This window comes from Bacillus cereus group sp. MG1, assembly GCF_040460035.1.
GTDB lineage: Bacteria > Bacillota > Bacilli > Bacillales > Bacillaceae_G > Bacillus_A > Bacillus_A cereus.
Genome location: NZ_JARVGY010000003.1, coordinates 190,455 through 207,069 on the forward strand (window position 1 = coordinate 190,455; position 16,615 = coordinate 207,069).

Here is a 16,615-nt window from a genome sequence, read left to right on the forward strand (position 1 = left end):
GATAACTGAATTTTGTCAGATATTTTTCGTGTTGTCAATTACTTTTTGAAAAAATTTAATTTATCAATTCGATTAATGGCTTCCCGTAATCTATCTTCTGCATGCAAGAGACCAACACGGACATACCCTTCCCCATGCTTACCAAATCCAACACCAGGAGCAACTGCGACATGTGCTTTTTCTAGTAAAATATCAGAAAATTGCTCAGAGGTATATCCTTTTGGAACGGGAAGCCATGCAAAGAATGATCCTTTTGGAATGTCTACATTCCAACCAATTGAGTGACAGGCTGAAATAAGAGCGTTTCTTCGAGATTCGTAACTATTTACAAGGTCTATTACGCAAGACTGTGAACTTAATAGCGCTTCTCGAGCAGCATCTTGAACTGCACCGAATATACTAACATACATATGATCTTGTAATAGGTTAATTGTTTCAATCACACTTTCATTCCCTACAGCAAAAGCGATGCGCCAGCCAGCCATATTGAAAGTTTTTGATAATGTGTAAATTTCAATTCCTATATCTTTCGCACCATCTGCTTGCAAGAAACTAACAGGTTTTTGACCATCAAATCCGATAGCGCCATAAGCAAAATCGTGAACAACTAATATATTATGTTTATTAGCAAAGTGAATGGTTGCATCAAAAAAATCTTTTGATGCAGTAGCACCGGTAGGATTATTTGGATAGTTTAAAAACATTAATTTTGCACGCTCTGCAATAGAGTCATCAATGTTTGTATAATCTGGTAAAAAGTTATTTTCTGCAATAAGCGGCATTGTTTCAAAGTGTGCTTTTGCTAAAGCAACCCCGGATAAATAATCTGGATAACCTGGATCCGGAACGAGAATCGTATCACCAGGATTTGTAAAACAAATCGGTAATTCTACTAGTCCAGCCTTCCCGCCAAACAAAATAGCAACTTCAGTTTTTGGGTTTAATTCGACGCCGTATTCACGTTTATAGAATGTAGCCACGGCTTCCTTTAAGCTTTCATGTCCGCGAAATGGCGGATATTTATGATGAATGGTCTTTTCGGCAGCATCTTGTAAAGCTTTTACGATATGCTGCGGTGTTGGTTGATCTGGATTACCTTGACCTAGATTAATAACATCGTGACCAGCTGCAACGACTTTGTTAACTTTTGCAACAAGTGAAGCGAAAAATTGTGTTGGCAATGATGTTACTATCTCAGAAGGTTGAAATAATTTCATACTTTCCACCTCTTTTGAAAGTTGTTACAATTCTAGTGACAAATGATATAATCTTTCCAGTATTTTGTAAAGAAAAAAATAAGAATGGGGCTGAAAAAATGAAAGTCGCATGTATTCAAATGGATATTGTTTTTGGAGATGTAGAAAAAAATATTGAGAATGCTAAAAATAAAATAAGCGAAGCTATGAAGGAAAGGCCAGATGTTATCGTCTTACCAGAACTATGGACAACAGGATATGATTTAACGAGACTTTCTGAAATTGCAGATAGGGATGGAGTGGAAACGAAAGAAAAGTTAATAGAATGGGCGAAGCAATATGATATACATATTGTTGGTGGTTCTATAGCAAAGCAAACAGAGCAAGGCGTTACAAATACGATGTATGTTGTAAATAATGAAGGACAGCTAGTCAACGAATATAGTAAAGTACATTTATTTCAGCTTATGGATGAACATAAATATTTAATAGCCGGTAATGGTACGGGCGAATTTAAGCTAGATGATGTCGAATGCGCTGGAACAATTTGTTATGATATTCGTTTTCCAGAGTGGATGCGTGTCCATACTGCTAAAGGGGCAAAAGTATTATTTGTTGTAGCAGAATGGCCATTAGTTCGTTTAGCACATTGGCGTTTGCTATTGCAAGCAAGAGCAGTTGAAAATCAGTGTTATGTTGTTGCGTGTAATAGAGCAGGAAAGGATCCAAATAATGTATTTGCGGGTCATTCTTTAATTGTGGACCCTTGGGGTGAAGTTGTAGTAGAGGCGAATGAAGAGGAATCAATTTTATTTGGAGAGCTTGAATTCGAGAAAATTAAAGAAGTACGTAAAGGAATTCCGGTTTTTGCGGATCGCCGTCCAGAATTATACAAATAAAATGTTGACAAGTGATTTTTATTCTTGGTATAGTCTTCAACATAAAGTTAAAAATTCAAAAAATTATACAACTCTTATCAAGAGCAGGTGGAGGGATTTGGCCCGATGAAGCCCAGCAACCGACCGTAATACCATTGTGAAATGGGGCGTTTATTACGCCAAAAGGCACGGTGCTAATTCCAGCAGAAAGTAAAACTTTCTGGCAGATAAGAGGGGAGAAGATAAACTTCAAACCTCTTTCTTAGTGGAAAGAGGTTTTTCTATGTTAGAAAAACCTCTGAATTTAAAAAGGGGGAGAAGACGATGGGATATTATTCATTAACAGAAATAACAGCTGTACAATATGCGAAAGATCATGGCTATTTTGAAGCGAAGGCAAATGTCGTTTGTCATGAAATTGGAGACGGAAACTTAAATTACGTGTTCAAATTAGATGATGGAGAGAAATCAATTATAATAAAACAAGCACTGCCTTATGCGAAAGTAGTTGGTGAAAGCTGGCCATTGTCTATAAAAAGAGCAACGATTGAAAGCAAGGCATTACAAATTTTTGCGCAGTATGTACCGGATTATGTTCCAGTAGTGTACAGTCATGATGAAGAGTTAGCGATAACGGTAATAGAAGACTTATCAAGACTAACAATTACAAGAAAAGGATTAATAGACGGAGAAGAATATCCGCTTTTATCCCAGCATATCGGCCGTTTTCTAGCACATGTTTTATTTTATACTTCAGATTTTGGTTTACAGTCAGAAGAGAAGAGGGTACTAGAAGGTACCTTTGTAAATCCGGACCTTTGTAAAATTACAGAGGATTTAGTGTTTACAGATCCGTTTGGACATTATGATACAAATGATTATGAGCCAGATTTACAGCTCGTGGTTGATGAACTTTGGAGTGATAAAACTTTAAAACTAAAAGTAGCACAATATAAATATAAGTTCTTAACAAGAAAAGAAACTCTTATTCATGGTGATTTACATACTGGTAGTATTTTTTCGTCACCTTCTGAAACGAAAGTGATTGATCCAGAATTTGCGACATATGGCCCATTTGGATTTGACATAGGTCAATTTATTGCAAATCTATTATTAAATGCTTTATCTAGAGAAGAAGAAAAAAGAAGTGTACTATTTTTCCATATAGAAAAGACGTGGAGTTATTTTGTAGAAACTTTTACAAAGTTATGGATTGGAGAAGGTGTAGAAGCATATACGAAAGAAAAACAATGGTTACCAATTATTTTGCAAAATATCTTTACTGATGCAGTTGGATTTGCCGGATGTGAACTGATTCGTAGAACAATTGGTTTAGCTCATGTAGCAGATTTAGATGAAATAGAAAATAAAGAAACAAGAATTCAAGCTAAGAAACAAGCGCTATCCTTAGGTAAAGAACTAATAAAATATGAATCTAAAAGTGCTGATATTCAACTGTTTCGAATATTATTTCAACAGACAGTTTCAGGGGGCGTAAAAGCGTGAGTACAATTGTTACTGTTCCGAGATCTGTAAGCTGGAAAGGTGATGCAATTGCGGTATTAAATCAAACGAAATTGCCGCATAGCACAGAATACAAAACATTGACGACTATTGAAGAGGTTTGGAAAAGCATCGTAATGTTAGAAGTACGAGGAGCGCCTGCAATTGGAATTGTAGCTGCATTTGGCTTGGCGCTTGCATCAAAAAAATATAACACTGTACATATTGAAGAATTTCAAAAGAAGTTTAATAGAGATTGTAATTATTTAGGAACGTCACGCCCGACAGCAGTAAATTTATTTTGGGCAATTGATCGTATGAGAGAATCTATTCGAGAGATTACTACAATAAAAGAAGCACAAAAAACATTAGAAGAAGAAGCGCTTCGCATTCAGCAGGAAGATGAAGAGGTGTGCCGAAATATTGGGGAATATGCGTTAACATGTTTTAAAGATGGCGATAATATTTTAACAATCTGTAACGCTGGAAGTATCGCAACTGCCAGATATGGAACTGCATTAGCTCCCTTTTATATTGGAAAAGAGAAAGGTGTGCGTTTACATGCATATGCGTGTGAAACGAGACCAGTTTTACAAGGTGGTCGCTTAACGACCTGGGAATTGAAGCAAGCAAATATTGATGTGACCCTTATTACAGATAATACTGCAGCTCATGCTATTCAAACGAAAGAAATAAATGCAATTATTGTAGGGGCGGATCGAATTGTCGCAAATGGAGATACGGCAAATAAAATAGGGACAATGAATTTAGCTATTTTAGCAAAGCACTTTAATATCCCATTTTACGTTGCTGCTCCACTGTCAACATTTGATGTTACGAAAGAAACTGGAGCTGAAATTATTATTGAAGAAAGAGATGAAACAGAAGTTACGAAAATCTTTGGAAAACAAGTAGCACCAATTGGAACGGATGTTTATAATCCAGCATTTGACATAACGCCGAATGAATTAATTACAGGAATTATTACTGAGAAAGGTATTATACGCGGGGACTATAAACGAGAAATTGCATCATTATTTGAAAAACAAGCTAATACATAATAGCTTGTTTTTTTATGCCTAAATGCAGTGTTTTCTCTTACTTATATAATGAAAGGAGGGGAAGAGGATGGAAGAGTGGATCAAGATGATAGGTAATGTAGGGTTTCCGATTGTTGTAACATTATATTTACTCCACCGTATTGAAAGTAAACTAGAGGGGGTAATTGTTGCAATTGAGAAGCTCCCGCGGCAATTACTAAAGTACGAAGATCCTCGGGAATAAAAATAAAGTTTGCTCTTCTTGAGCAAACTTTATTTTTATTGAGCGGTATAACCACCATCTACAACAACAGCTTGTCCCGTTATACCTTTAGCTTTTTCACTCGCTAAAAACATCGCATAATCAGCGATTTCTTGTACTTGTAATAAGCGCTTTTGTGGGACGAGTGGATAAATAACATCTTCTAAAACATTTTCAAGTGGTACATTTCGTGTAGTAGCTAAGTCTTGTAGTTGATTACGTACAAGAGGGGTATCGACATAACCAGGGCAAAGGGCATTAACAGTAATACCATGCGTAGCACCTTCTAAAGCAGCAACTTTTGTTAATCCAATTACGCCATGTTTTGCACTATTGTAGGCAGCTTTTCCAGCAAATCCGACAAGGCCGTTAATAGAAGCGACATTAATAATACGACCATATTTTTGTTGTTTCATAATCGGAAAGGCATGCTTAATTGCGATAAACGGAGCAATTTGCATAATTTGAATTAGTAGCTCGAACTTTTCAGTTGGAAAGTCTTCAATGGGTGAAACGTGTTGCATTCCTGCGTTGTTAATTAATATATGTAATGAACCGAAATGATCAACTGTTTGAGAAATTGCTGCTGTAATTTCCTCTTCAGATGTAACGTCACATTTTAAACCGATAGCTTGAAAACCTTCATTTTGTAATTGTTCAGCAGCTTCTTTTGCACGTTCTTCAAGTCGATCGGTAATCACAACTTTTGCACCTTCTTTTGCAAAAGCCTTTCCCATTTCATAACCAATACCACTTGCAGCACCTGTTAAAAAGACAACTCGATTTGTAACCATGATGAAAAACATCCCTTCATAATAAAGTTTTCATAGTGCTCTATTTAGAGAAGCTATAATGAAATTCCTGCAAACATTTGGAAAAAAATATCGTTAGGAGGATTTAAATTATGTCGACAAGTCAAATGCTGAAAGGGATTTTAGAAGGATGCTTACTTGCTATTATTTCTGAAGGCGAAATATACGGTTATGAAATGAGTGAAAAGCTAGCGAAGTATGGTTTTACAATGGCGAGTGAGGGAAGTATTTATCCGTTATTAATACGAATGCAAAAAGAAGGACTAATAACAAGCGTAATGAAGGAATCTCCATCTGGTCCAAAGAGAAAATATTATACATTAACAGAAAAAGGCGAGGAAGCACTTGGTGAATTTATGGATCGCTGGGAAGCGATGCAAAGTAGTGTAGAGCGTCTACTTGAAGGGAAGGGGAGAAAAAAATAATGCTATCAAGTGAAGCGCGAAAGTTTTTGTTAGATATGAGATTATTTTTGACGGCAAAGAGTGTAAAAGAAAGTGATATTGAAAACTTTTTAGAAGATGCAGAGTTGCATTTAATAGAAGCTGAGAGTGAGGGGAAGAGTGTAGAAGATATTTTCGGAAGCTCACCGAAAGAATATGCAGATGAACTTGTAAAAGTGATGGAAAGGGATAGACAGGAAACGTGGAAGCAAATTGGTTTTACAGTAATGAATATCGTATCGTTTTGGATTATTGCTTCTATCTTAATAGTGAACCATGGAATGTTACAGATTTCACTTATTCAGTGTATCGGTTATAGTTTTTCATTTATTTTAGTTGTTATAGGTCCTAATTTTCTACTTCGCAAAATGACTTTTGTAACAAGTTTTTCAAAAACGTGGTTTTCTATGTGGTTTTTAGTAATGATAGCGCCAATGTTTTTAATGGGAGTTATTATGGTACTAGATGTGATATATCCTACAAAAATGTTTATATTCAATCAAATGCAAAGTTATTTATTGGCTGGTGGTATTTTTATCATTACAGTAGCGGTAAATATGTATTTTGATGGATGGTTTAAAAATTTATATTTAATTATTCCACTTTCGATTATGTTACTATTTAAAACATTTACATCAGAAGATCTCGTGCCAATGTTATTTCAAATTATATGTTTATACGGAAGTTTGTTTATTTTAATCTTCCTTGAAATTATGATGAAGACGAATAGAAGAGAAATGATTAAATAAGGGAGGAGTTATAATGAAGATTTCTAAAGAAGGTGAAAAGTTTTTAATCGATACGAAAGTATATTTAATAACAAAAGGGATTAAAGAAGAAGATGTGGACGCTTTTCTAGAAGATGCAGAGCTTCATTTAATAGAAGGTGAAAAAAAGGGAAAGACAGTAAGTGACATATTTGGTGACTCACCAAAAGAGTATGCGGAAGAATTAGCGAAAGAGATGGAGAAGGATAAAAGCGGGAGCATAAAAAGTATTTTAGGGATGATTATTGGTATTGGTGGATATTGGTTACTGACAAATATTTTATTTGGAAGCCCCGATCAACAATTTACGTTAACAAATGTACAGTTAATTGGTTATCCTATCGTTTTAATCATTACGATTATTGGAATGATTGTTGCATTTAGAATGTCTTCTTTTAAAAGTGAATTAGTAGAATTTGGAATGATTTATGTAATAGTAATGGTTCCTATTTTATTATTGGTGTTATTGATGTTTATGAATAAATGGTATGGGACACCTGTATTGCAATTGTCGACAATGCAAACATATATATTAGCAGCAATTATCTTTTTATTACTTCTTATTGGTGAAGTATATGCTCTTGGCTGGATGGGTGTTTTTGTACTAATTGTTCCTCTTATGATTATGTTCTTATTTAAAGATTTAGAAGAAAGTAATGTATTTTGGGGAATTGCAAAGGTCTTACTTATGTATGGAAGTATATATGGATTAATGAAATGGTCTTTAAAAATTGAAGAAAGAAAAAGTATGAACTAGAAATTCAATAAAAAGCGGCTGCTCTGGATATACCAAAAATTATTTCCAAAGAAATATTATATAGGGATTTTTAGAGGGATTACATTTACATTTAGTTGTCTATTTTTATTTCTAGCAGCCGGGATTTTGTTTGTTGATTGGAACAAGTTGTTTTAAACAGTAACATGAGGGTTACTGTTTTTTTCTTTGTAGTAAAGAGCTTTGTAAAGAGAGCGCTTTTTGTTCTGTTGTTAATAAGGAATGAATATGAACGTTTTCTGGACGAGGGACTATCGGATACATAAGATTTGTTGGAGAAGGGTGGTGCTCCGAGCCGGTTGGAGAATGAGGATCTGCATGAGTAAGTTTTCCATGAATACGTCTTGTAAATAAAATATGACCGATTTCGTGAGCGAGCGTATATATATTTTTCGTAGGGGCAGCCGAATTTGTTAAAACGATATAGCCAGTAAGTTGCTGTTGTTTTGCTAAAGAATAAGCGCAGGCAATTACTGCTGTTTCTTTGAAATAATCACTGCCAATATAACAAATATAAAGGTCGCATTCAGGAGCTTCATTTACACATGTTTGGAAAAAGGATGCCAACTTTTCTTGACTTTGAATGGAATTTTTATAACTGATTTCACGGTCAAAAAAACGGAAAAGTTCATTTAATACAATTACTTCTTGAATTTGAAATGTAATGGGGTGCCAAATTGATTCTGCAACAGCTAAATCTTTTGCGATGCGGTCATCAGAAATATCGGCGCCGGGAGTAATGCAAATACATATATTGACGTATGGATCCATAAGGAACACCTCAAATGAAAAAAAGTTCTTCCTATAATATATGTGGGAAAAAGATGTCATGTATGGATAAACGCCTTCTTTATTGAATATATAGATGACAAGTCGAAAAAATTTCATAGTTCTATAACATGGTGTGGTCGTCTTTTTGATATAGTAAAGGAAAGGGGGAGAATATATGTATACATTAAAAATCGTTTCAGACAGAGAAGCACTTTATCAATTTGCGAGTTATGTAAGAGTTGTACAAGGGGTTGAAGATGTATATGTAGAGGTGGGAGAACCTTTATATGAACATCCTTTAATGAAGTTTTATGTACATATTAAGCTGAAAGAAACATATGAGCAGCATAAAGCGTTACAGGAAATAGCAAGATTAGTAGAATTGGGTCGTTTTACATATGTCCATTATCGTAATGATGAAATTGAGGAAGCTTTTGAAGCTGTAAAATATGAAAGTTTTAAGAAATAAAGATGAAAAAACGGAGGCGAAAGCTTCCTTTTTTTCTTTAAAATTACATGAACAAAAAGAGAGAAATTTTGTTATGATAAGGGAGGTTAGGGAAAGGGGAATTTACATATGGGGTATATTGAAGAGTTACGAAAAGTCGTTGGTACAAGACCGCTTATTCTCGTAGGATCAGCAATCATTATATTAAATGATAAACAAGAAGTATTGCTTCAATATCGTTCAGATACATATGATTGGGGTGTACCTGGCGGGGCGATGGAACTGGGTGAAACGACAGAAGAAACGGCACGTAGAGAGTTATTTGAGGAAACGGGGTTAACTGCAAAAATAATGCAATTTCTTGGTGTTCTATCAGGAAAAGAAGTATATTTCCGTTATCCGAATGGCGATGAAATTTTCAATGTCATTCATCTGTATCAGGCACATCATGTGAGCGGGGAATTAAAGCTCGATCATGAAGGGTTGAAACTTCAATATTTTCCAGTAGATAAGTTGCCAAAATTGAATGAAACGACAGAGAAAATTTTGCAAAAGTTTTTATATGCACTGACAGAATAGAAGGTTAATTCCTTCTATTTTTATTATATTAAATATTTTGATTTTTTAGTATGTTTATAGTATGATAGTTATAGATATACATCTTATGGAATTTCACCTAAAAACTTACTAGGGTACATAAGAGAGGGGCAAGTACAAAATGCATAATGTTGTTATTACAGCTGCAGTTCGTTCGCCAATTGGAACTTTTGGAGGAGCGCTAAAAAATGTAACGCCAGTAGAATTAGCTGTTCCTGTACTTCAGGAAGCTGTAAAACGAGGCGGGGTAGAACCACATGAAGTTGATGAAGTAATTTTAGGTCATTGTATTCAAAGAACTGATGAAGCAAATACAGCGAGAACAGCTGCATTAGCGGCAGGATTTCCTGACACAGTTACGGGATATACAATCCAACGTCAATGTTCTTCAGGTATGCAAGCAATTATGTCAGCTGCAATGCAAATCCAATTAGGTGTAAGTGATGTTGTTGTTGCAGGTGGAGTAGAAGCGATGAGTTCGAGCCCTTATGCATTGAAACAGCACCGCTGGGGACAACGTCTACAGCACGGAGAAATTCGTGATACGGTGTGGGAAGTGTTAGAAGATCCGATTCACCATATTATGATGGGTGAAACAGCGGAAAATTTAGTTGAACAATACGAAATTACAAGAGAGGAACAAGATGAAGTTGCTCTTCGCAGTCATACATTGGCACTGAAGGCAATCGAGTCTGGACACTTTGACGATCAAATTGTTCCTATTACAATAAAAGAACGTAGAAAAGAAGTAGTATTTTCGAAGGATGAGCATCCACGTGCAGATATTACAGCGGAAAAATTAGCAGGATTAAAACCAGCATTCCGTAAAGATGGGTCTGTAACTGCAGGTAATGCATCTGGCCTGAATGACGGAAGTGCAGTTCTAGTATTAATGAGCGAAGAAAAAGCGAAAGAAAAAGGCTTACAACCGTTAGCTAGAATTGTTGGATATTCAGTAGCTGGAGTAGACCCGAAAATTATGGGTATTGGACCAGCACCAGCAATTCGTAAAGGTTTAGAAAAAGTAGATTGGTCATTGGAAGATGCAGATTTACTTGAAATTAATGAAGCTTTCGCGGCTCAATATTTAGCTGTAGAGAAAGAGTTAGGCTTAGACCGTGAAAAAGTGAACGTAAACGGTAGTGGCGTAGGACTTGGGCATCCAATTGGTTGTACAGGGGCTCGTATTACAGTAAGTTTAATTCACGAATTAAAAAGACGTGGGTTAGAAAAAGGAATTGCCTCTTTATGCGTCGGTGGCGGTATCGGGGTTGCCTTATTTATAGAAGCACTATAAAAAAGAAGCAGCTATTGCTGCTTCTTTTTTTACGACTCAAATAGATGATGAAATAATCGATCACGATTTTCAAAGAGAAGTTTCGTCGTTTGGTAATGCTCAGTTTCTTCTAATGTGGATTCGTGAATCCCTTCTTGTGTTAAAGAATATATAGTGGATTCAGGGTAGGCCATTAAAATAGGAGAATGCGTCGCAATAACAAATTGTGAACCTTGTTCCACTAGCTCATGCATTCGAATAAGCATGGAAAGTTGTCTCATTGGTGATAAAGCTGCCTCAGGCTCATCTAAAATGTATAAACCTTGTCCTGAAAAACGGTTCATAAATAAGGAAAAGAATGATTCGCCGTGAGATTGTTCGTGTAGTGAAACGCCGCCGTAAGATTTTATAGCATCTATTTCATCAATATAAGAAGCAACGTTATAAAATGATTCAGCGCGAAGAAAGAAACCGTCGTTTGGTGTATTGAAACTTTTGGAAATTCGAAGGTATTCATGTAAAGATGAATGTGAATCGTTAGTGCTAAAGCGGAAATTCTTCGTTCCACCTTCTGCATTAAAGCCTAACGCAATTGCAATTCCTTCAAGTAATGTTGATTTACCCGTTCCATTTTCTCCAATAATGAATGTTACATTTGGATGAAAAACTAGTGATTGTAATGTTCGGATAGCAGGTAAGCAGTAAGGATATGCGGAAAAACTAGGGATATTTTCTTTTTTTAATGTAACATTTTGTAAAAAGGGTACGTCAATCAATATATAAACCTCAATTCATAACGGATTTTGATTCTAAAAAGGCGGCAAATACAAGTGTTAATGACACCTGAATTCCTTCCTTATTTTCTGAATATTTTATGTGGATTATATCATTTAAACTATCATATTCCAATGTGAAAATAAATATTGCATGAAGATCCATTCTCTCGTTATGATATATGGTATTCTATTGAAAATGTGAGAAGGAGTTAAAGTATGCCGTTTACATTTGCACATCCAGCAGCAGTTCTTCCTTTTGCGAAAAAGCATTCTAAACATATTTCAGTAACGGCTCTTATATTAGGTAGTATGGCGCCTGACTTTGAATATTTTTTACACTTTAGACCGTATGGTATAATTGGGCATACGTGGCTTGGATTCTTATATTTCAATTTACCACTTGTCTTCTTGTTAGCATACATATATCATTACATTTTAAAAAAGCCTTTCATAACACATTTACCTAAACCGTTTGCTGGCTACTATACATATGCAGTAGACAAGCGGTGGGGGCTTCATACATGGAAGCATCTTTTTGTATTTTGCTGTTCTGCATTATTCGGTATGCTCACGCATGTTGTTTGGGATGCATTCACTCATAAGACAGGCTATTTCGTTATGAAAATACCATTATTACAAAGAGAATGGTACGGTATCTCTGTTTATAAATATATGCAACATGGAAGTACATGTATTGGTGTTCTACTATTAGTATACGTTTTATGGAAGTATAGAAATGAAATGGGTAAAGATCTTATTTTAGCTTCGGAAAAAAGAAAGTATTGGGTTTCAGTAATTGTTGTAGCAACTATTATATTTATCGTGCACGCGTTCCTAGATCCCTATTTTCATATTTTCCAAATTGGAGGTATAATAGTATCTGGACTGACAAGTTCATTTTGTGGACTTGTCATTGTTTCTATAGTTTACAAAGCCAGGGACTAATTTTATATTCATGAATGATAGCGTTAGGAGAAATGAAATGATGAAAGCATGGAAAAGTATTTTTGTTTTATGTAGTTTTCTTCTTATGTTAAGTGGTTGCTTCCATCAAGAAGAAAAGAAAGCTGAACCGAAGAAGAAAGAATCTATTCCTGAAACAAAAGAATATGGTGGGCGTGAGCTGAAAAAAGTAGGACAAAAAGTGAAAGAAACAGGATGGGGTACTTTTAAGTTAGAGCAGATGCATTCTGTGAATCAAACATTTGAAGTAGCGCCAATGAAAATTCACGTACAAGATGTGAAAGTAATTTCTTTATCACAGATGAGTGAAAAGGCAAAAAAAACATTGAAAGTATACACGGCACTAACCCCTGAAGAAGTAAAACGGAGATTAGGGGATAAAGTAAGCCAAGAAGATGCAGAATTATATGCATCGCTAAGTGGAACAGAGATTAGTAATACAATTCGTTACGTTGAGATTACATATAAAGTGGAGAATACCGGAAATAAAAATATGCAATTTTTCTCTATGAATGATGTTATGATTAATGGTAAGCAACATTTTAAAGTAGCCACTCAAAACTTTTTATATGACGAAGATACGTTAGTTGGTACAAAAAATGTATCAAGAGAAGACTATAAGCCTGGTGAAACAAGAGATGGTATTATTGGTTTAATACTTGACGATGGAAAAGACAAGGTAAAGGATATTCAGTTTACAACTGATGATTTACTTGCAGGAGATTCAGAAACACAAGATGTTGTAAAAGAGCCACAAACGTTTAACATCTCACTAAAATAATGTAAGGCAAAACAGTCAGCATTCAAATATTATGCTGACTGTTTTTTTATTTCTTTTATGTATGAATCTACATTTTGAAAAGGCACCTTAATTTTAAACGCATCTTTTTGTTCATTAAATTGCTTTTCATTGTAGGGACCGAAACGTTTATTGTGCTTTACGTCAATAATCCAATAATGTTCACTTTTTTTATTTGCAATTGCTGCGTCAGGGTTATTCGGATCTGATTTTTCCTCGGTTTGTTTTGCAATAATGTATTTATCATCCCAAGCAATGTCTGTAATTTTTGCAGGGATGTATTGTGTGGCATATACAGCATCTTGCGAGGGGAAAAGTTCAAATGCATTTCCAGAAGTACGTATGAGTTCGTATTCATCGTTAACCGTATAAGTTAAGTGACCTGTGTTTCCTGCACAACCAGTTAATAGGAAGGCGACGAATAGGATTATCCATTTTTTCAATATGGGAACCTCCTTTATAATGCTATTGTAACAAATTGTACAAGAAAAGTAAGAGAAAGGCTAGTTTACAATGTTTTTTAGAAGTGGTACGATGAGACGGGTAAAGAAGGATATGAAGGAGTCGACATAAAATGAAGTTAAAGATGCATCGTCCAGCGCTTGTAATGAATCGCATAGGTGCTTCCCTAATTGACATGTTTTTAATCTCGGTTATGTATGGTGTAGTAGTAGCTATTATGACCGGAAACTATAGTGCTATGTTTAAGCGCTTTAATATAAGCTTAGGTGATTTTAGATATGATTTCGCAGTAGTTTTTATATTAATGGCGATATATTTTATTGTGTTACCCTTTATTTGGAACGGTGTTACACTTGGAAAAAAGGTAACGAGAATAAAATTAATTTCATTGAAGAGTGAAAAGCTAACGTTGCAAACATTAATTATAAGATTTTTTGTAGTGTTATTACCGAACGTATTGCTATTAGGAATTCCATTAATATGTAATATATATATGATGTTGTTCCGCAAAGATAATTGTGGTTTTCAGGATTTAATTACAAAAACGAAAGTAATAAGTCTTGTATAATGAAAAAAAGACCTTTTTATATATAAAAGGGTCTTTTTGATTTTATAAGTATATGGGGAATGTTTACAGTAAGGAAAAGCTAAAATGTGTTAATTCTATTTATAATAGATTGAAAAATAAGAAAATGATATAATGATTAAAAATAATATCTTTATTCCGCCATATTGGGGCTGATTAAAATTTCACTTTATATAATAAGGGGGAGATTAAAATGACTGGAGGTAGTGTAATCTTTTGGGGGATTTTAATTTTCATCGGTTTAGTTTTCGATTAGCGTAATAATAAGAAAAAAGAAGGATAAAAAGTAAACGTTTACAAGTAAAATAGCAATTTTTCTTGCTTGCAGATTAATCTTATAAAGGAGTATACTGAATGACGGTAAGACTTATAGAAGGGGTAATGAAAATGAAGCTTGCAGGAAAAGTTGCTATCGTAACTGGCGGTGGCATCGGTATTGGACGTAATACAGCTCTTTTGTTGGCTAAACAAGGCGCAAAAGTTATTGTGACGGACATTGATCAAGAGAGTGGACAAGCAACAGTGGAGGAAATTATGAATCTAGGCGGAGAGGCACTTTTTGTATCCTATGATATGGGAAAGCAAGGAGATTGGCAACGCGTTATTAGCATTACTTTGAATGCATTCAGTCGCATTGATATGCTTTTTCAAAATGCAGGTTTATATAAAATAGATTCTATTTTTTCTCGCCAACAAGAGAACGATTCCAATGTACTTTGTATTAATGACGTTTGGATAGAGATAAAACAATTAACGTCATCTTTTATGAAACAGCAAGAAGAAGTGGTGCTTAGTGATTTACCGATTTTCGGTATTATTAGCACAAAAGGACAATCATTTCATACAGTAGAAGCCCTAGTATAATAATAAAAACCGCCCTCAATATATGTGGACGGTTTTTTTGTATGTGTATAGTAAAGATAAATTTTTTAGCGAATACGTTGTTCAGTTTGGTTATCAAAGAAATGTGCTTTATTCATATCAAATGCTAATTTAATTTGATCACCAGGTGAAAATGTATGTCTTGCATCTACACGTGCTGCAAAATCTTGATTTCCAAGTTTCATATATAAAATGGATTCAGCACCTAATAATTCAGCGACTTCAATTTTTGTTGTGAAGGCAGTAGATTGCGAAGCTTCTAAAAATAGTAGTTCATCATGAATGTCCTCTGGGCGAATACCTAAAACAATTTCCTTATTTACATAGCCTTGTTCACGTAGCATCTTCATTTTTCCTTCAGATACTTTAATTTTTATAGTATTGTCTATAACGAAATCGGTTTCAGTCAATTTACCACGGAAGAAATTCATAGCTGGTGAGCCGATAAATCCACCCACGAAAATGTTTTCTGGCGTTTCGTATACTTCTTTTGGAGTTCCAATTTGTTGGATTTTTCCATCCTTCATAACGACAAGACGCGAAGCCATAGTCATTGCTTCTGTTTGGTCATGTGTTACATAAATTGTTGTTGTTCCAAGGCGATGATGTAGCTTAGAAATTTCTGAGCGCATTGCAACACGGAGTTTAGCATCTAAGTTTGATAATGGTTCATCCATTAAGAAAACTTTTGCATCTCGAACGATTGCTCTACCTAACGCAACACGTTGGCGCTGTCCACCTGATAATGCTTTCGGTTTTCTATCTAAATATTGTTCAAGTCCTAAAATTTTTGCTGCATCTTTCACACGACGATCGATTTCATCTTTTGGTATTTTTCGAAGTTTTAATCCAAATGCCATATTATCATATACACTCATATGTGGATAAAGAGCGTAGTTTTGGAATACCATAGCGATATCTCGATCTTTTGGAGGAACATCATTCATTAGTTTACCATCAATTGAAAACTCGCCTTTTGAAATATCTTCAAGTCCAGCTACCATTCGTAATGTTGTAGATTTTCCGCATCCAGAAGGACCGACAAATACAATAAATTCTTTATCTTGAATGTGTAAATTAAAATCAGTTACAGCTGTTACGTTATTATCATATATTTTATAAATGTTTTCTAATTTAAGTTCTGCCATGGTATTTCCCCCTAGAAATAATTATGCAAACGTTTTCTTTGAGTTCATTATAAACGAATAGATTCAAAAAATAAATAAAAAAATAAAACGTTTTCATTTATTGGAGATTTATTAGTGGTTTTCATATGTTTTCTTAGAAAAAGAACAATAAAAATTGTAAGCGCTATTTTAAATTGAGATAGAATCTGTTATCATTCATTAATGAAAACGTTTGCGCCTTAAAAAAGAGAA

20 protein-coding genes, 1 pseudogene and 1 riboswitch are annotated in these 16,615 nt (G+C 34.8%); of the genes and pseudogenes, 15 read left to right on the plus strand and 6 right to left on the minus strand.

Going from position 1 to position 16,615, the window contains the following annotated elements; translation table 11 throughout:
• Positions 1-38: 38 nt before the first annotated feature.
• Positions 39-1,217, minus strand: coding sequence for a pyridoxal phosphate-dependent aminotransferase (locus QCI79_RS30910; protein ID WP_000765513.1), 1,179 nt, complete (start codon positions 1,215-1,217; stop codon positions 39-41).
• A 14-nt stretch (positions 1,218-1,231) separates the two neighbouring features.
• Between QCI79_RS30910 and QCI79_RS30915 the strand changes: the two genes are divergently transcribed.
• The 4 genes from QCI79_RS30915 to QCI79_RS30930 all read left to right on the plus strand — a co-directional run bounded on the left by QCI79_RS30915 (position 1,232) and on the right by QCI79_RS30930 (position 4,861).
• Positions 1,232-2,095, plus strand: a complete 864-nt coding sequence (locus QCI79_RS30915) for a carbon-nitrogen family hydrolase (RefSeq protein ID WP_000869881.1) — start codon at positions 1,232-1,234, stop codon at positions 2,093-2,095.
• 71 nt (positions 2,096-2,166) lie between these two features.
• Positions 2,167-2,308, plus strand: a riboswitch (SAM riboswitch).
• A gap of 90 nt (positions 2,309-2,398) precedes the next feature.
• On the plus strand, positions 2,399-3,580 hold the full coding sequence (mtnK, locus tag QCI79_RS30920) for an S-methyl-5-thioribose kinase (RefSeq protein WP_000542673.1): 1,182 nt from the start codon (positions 2,399-2,401) through the stop codon (positions 3,578-3,580).
• Entirely contained in the window at positions 3,577-4,638 is a 1,062-nt protein-coding gene (gene mtnA / locus QCI79_RS30925) for an S-methyl-5-thioribose-1-phosphate isomerase (protein ID WP_000104612.1), read from the plus strand. The genes mtnK and mtnA overlap by 4 nt, the downstream gene beginning before the upstream one ends.
• Before the next feature lie 67 nt (positions 4,639-4,705).
• The gene (locus QCI79_RS30930) at positions 4,706-4,861 is read left to right on the plus strand and encodes a YvrJ family protein (protein ID WP_000393337.1); all 156 of its coding nucleotides are present in this window, start codon (positions 4,706-4,708) and stop codon (positions 4,859-4,861) included.
• A 35-nt stretch (positions 4,862-4,896) separates the two neighbouring features.
• Here QCI79_RS30930 and QCI79_RS30935 read toward each other — a convergent pair whose 3' ends face one another.
• Positions 4,897-5,673 (minus strand): 3-hydroxybutyrate dehydrogenase, encoded by a 777-nt coding sequence (locus tag QCI79_RS30935; RefSeq protein ID WP_000258429.1) that lies wholly within the window; start codon positions 5,671-5,673, stop codon positions 4,897-4,899.
• Between the two features lie 110 nt (positions 5,674-5,783).
• Here QCI79_RS30935 and QCI79_RS30940 point away from each other — a divergent pair, with 110 nt between their 5' ends.
• From QCI79_RS30940 to QCI79_RS30955, 4 genes and pseudogenes are all read left to right on the plus strand, one after another.
• Entirely contained in the window at positions 5,784-6,116 is a 333-nt protein-coding gene (locus QCI79_RS30940; protein WP_000107984.1) for a PadR family transcriptional regulator, read from the plus strand.
• Positions 6,116-6,883 (plus strand): DUF1129 domain-containing protein, encoded by a 768-nt coding sequence (locus tag QCI79_RS30945; protein ID WP_000952891.1) that lies wholly within the window; start codon positions 6,116-6,118, stop codon positions 6,881-6,883. The genes QCI79_RS30940 and QCI79_RS30945 overlap by 1 nt, the downstream gene beginning before the upstream one ends.
• A gap of 13 nt (positions 6,884-6,896) precedes the next feature.
• Positions 6,897-7,658 carry a DUF1129 domain-containing protein gene (locus tag QCI79_RS30950; RefSeq protein ID WP_021727653.1) on the plus strand — a complete coding sequence of 254 codons (762 nt, stop codon included), beginning with the start codon at positions 6,897-6,899 and terminating at the stop codon, positions 7,656-7,658.
• A 12-nt stretch (positions 7,659-7,670) separates the two neighbouring features.
• Positions 7,671-7,814 (plus strand): annotated as a pseudogene (locus QCI79_RS30955) (DNA-binding protein); the annotation flags it as partial.
• A gap of 15 nt (positions 7,815-7,829) precedes the next feature.
• On the opposite strand, the gene QCI79_RS30960 reads toward QCI79_RS30955, so the two are convergent.
• Positions 7,830-8,447 carry an ImmA/IrrE family metallo-endopeptidase gene (locus QCI79_RS30960; RefSeq protein WP_000371609.1) on the minus strand — a complete coding sequence of 206 codons (618 nt, stop codon included), beginning with the start codon at positions 8,445-8,447 and terminating at the stop codon, positions 7,830-7,832.
• Positions 8,448-8,622: 175 nt separating this feature from the next.
• On the opposite strand from QCI79_RS30960, the gene QCI79_RS30965 reads away from it, so the two are divergent.
• From QCI79_RS30965 to QCI79_RS30975, 3 genes are all read left to right on the plus strand, one after another.
• Positions 8,623-8,916, plus strand: a complete 294-nt coding sequence (locus tag QCI79_RS30965) for a DUF3928 family protein (RefSeq protein WP_000288330.1) — start codon at positions 8,623-8,625, stop codon at positions 8,914-8,916.
• A 108-nt stretch (positions 8,917-9,024) separates the two neighbouring features.
• Positions 9,025-9,474, plus strand: a complete 450-nt coding sequence (locus QCI79_RS30970) for an NUDIX hydrolase (RefSeq protein WP_002005651.1) — start codon at positions 9,025-9,027, stop codon at positions 9,472-9,474.
• Positions 9,475-9,613: 139 nt separating this feature from the next.
• A complete protein-coding gene (locus tag QCI79_RS30975) occupies positions 9,614-10,789 on the plus strand; it encodes an acetyl-CoA C-acetyltransferase (protein ID WP_000552075.1) in 1,176 nt (391 codons plus the stop codon).
• A gap of 29 nt (positions 10,790-10,818) precedes the next feature.
• Here the strand turns inward: QCI79_RS30975 and QCI79_RS30980 are convergent, their stop codons facing one another.
• On the minus strand, positions 10,819-11,544 hold the full coding sequence (locus QCI79_RS30980) for an AAA family ATPase (protein WP_000568011.1): 726 nt from the start codon (positions 11,542-11,544) through the stop codon (positions 10,819-10,821).
• Between the two features lie 216 nt (positions 11,545-11,760).
• Between QCI79_RS30980 and QCI79_RS30985 the strand changes: the two genes are divergently transcribed.
• Positions 11,761-12,489: a DUF4184 family protein gene (locus QCI79_RS30985; RefSeq protein ID WP_001116844.1), complete on the plus strand. Its 729-nt coding sequence runs from the start codon at positions 11,761-11,763 to the stop codon at positions 12,487-12,489.
• 37 nt (positions 12,490-12,526) lie between these two features.
• Positions 12,527-13,288 carry a hypothetical protein gene (locus QCI79_RS30990; RefSeq protein ID WP_000973895.1) on the plus strand — a complete coding sequence of 254 codons (762 nt, stop codon included), beginning with the start codon at positions 12,527-12,529 and terminating at the stop codon, positions 13,286-13,288.
• A 29-nt stretch (positions 13,289-13,317) separates the two neighbouring features.
• On the opposite strand, the gene QCI79_RS30995 is transcribed toward QCI79_RS30990, so the two are convergent.
• Positions 13,318-13,749 carry a DUF3997 domain-containing protein gene (locus QCI79_RS30995; protein WP_000758785.1) on the minus strand — a complete coding sequence of 144 codons (432 nt, stop codon included), beginning with the start codon at positions 13,747-13,749 and terminating at the stop codon, positions 13,318-13,320.
• Between the two features lie 131 nt (positions 13,750-13,880).
• On the opposite strand from QCI79_RS30995, the gene QCI79_RS31000 reads away from it, so the two are divergent.
• Together QCI79_RS31000 and QCI79_RS31005 are read left to right on the plus strand one after the other, a co-directional pair.
• Positions 13,881-14,336 carry an RDD family protein gene (locus QCI79_RS31000; RefSeq protein ID WP_000769098.1) on the plus strand — a complete coding sequence of 152 codons (456 nt, stop codon included), beginning with the start codon at positions 13,881-13,883 and terminating at the stop codon, positions 14,334-14,336.
• Positions 14,337-14,708: 372 nt separating this feature from the next.
• On the plus strand, positions 14,709-15,218 hold the full coding sequence (locus QCI79_RS31005) for an SDR family NAD(P)-dependent oxidoreductase (RefSeq protein WP_000218410.1): 510 nt from the start codon (positions 14,709-14,711) through the stop codon (positions 15,216-15,218).
• A gap of 65 nt (positions 15,219-15,283) precedes the next feature.
• Here QCI79_RS31005 and QCI79_RS31010 read toward each other — a convergent pair whose 3' ends face one another.
• A complete protein-coding gene (locus QCI79_RS31010) occupies positions 15,284-16,384 on the minus strand; it encodes an ABC transporter ATP-binding protein (RefSeq protein WP_000818931.1) in 1,101 nt (366 codons plus the stop codon).
• Positions 16,385-16,615: the final 231 nt, after the last annotated feature.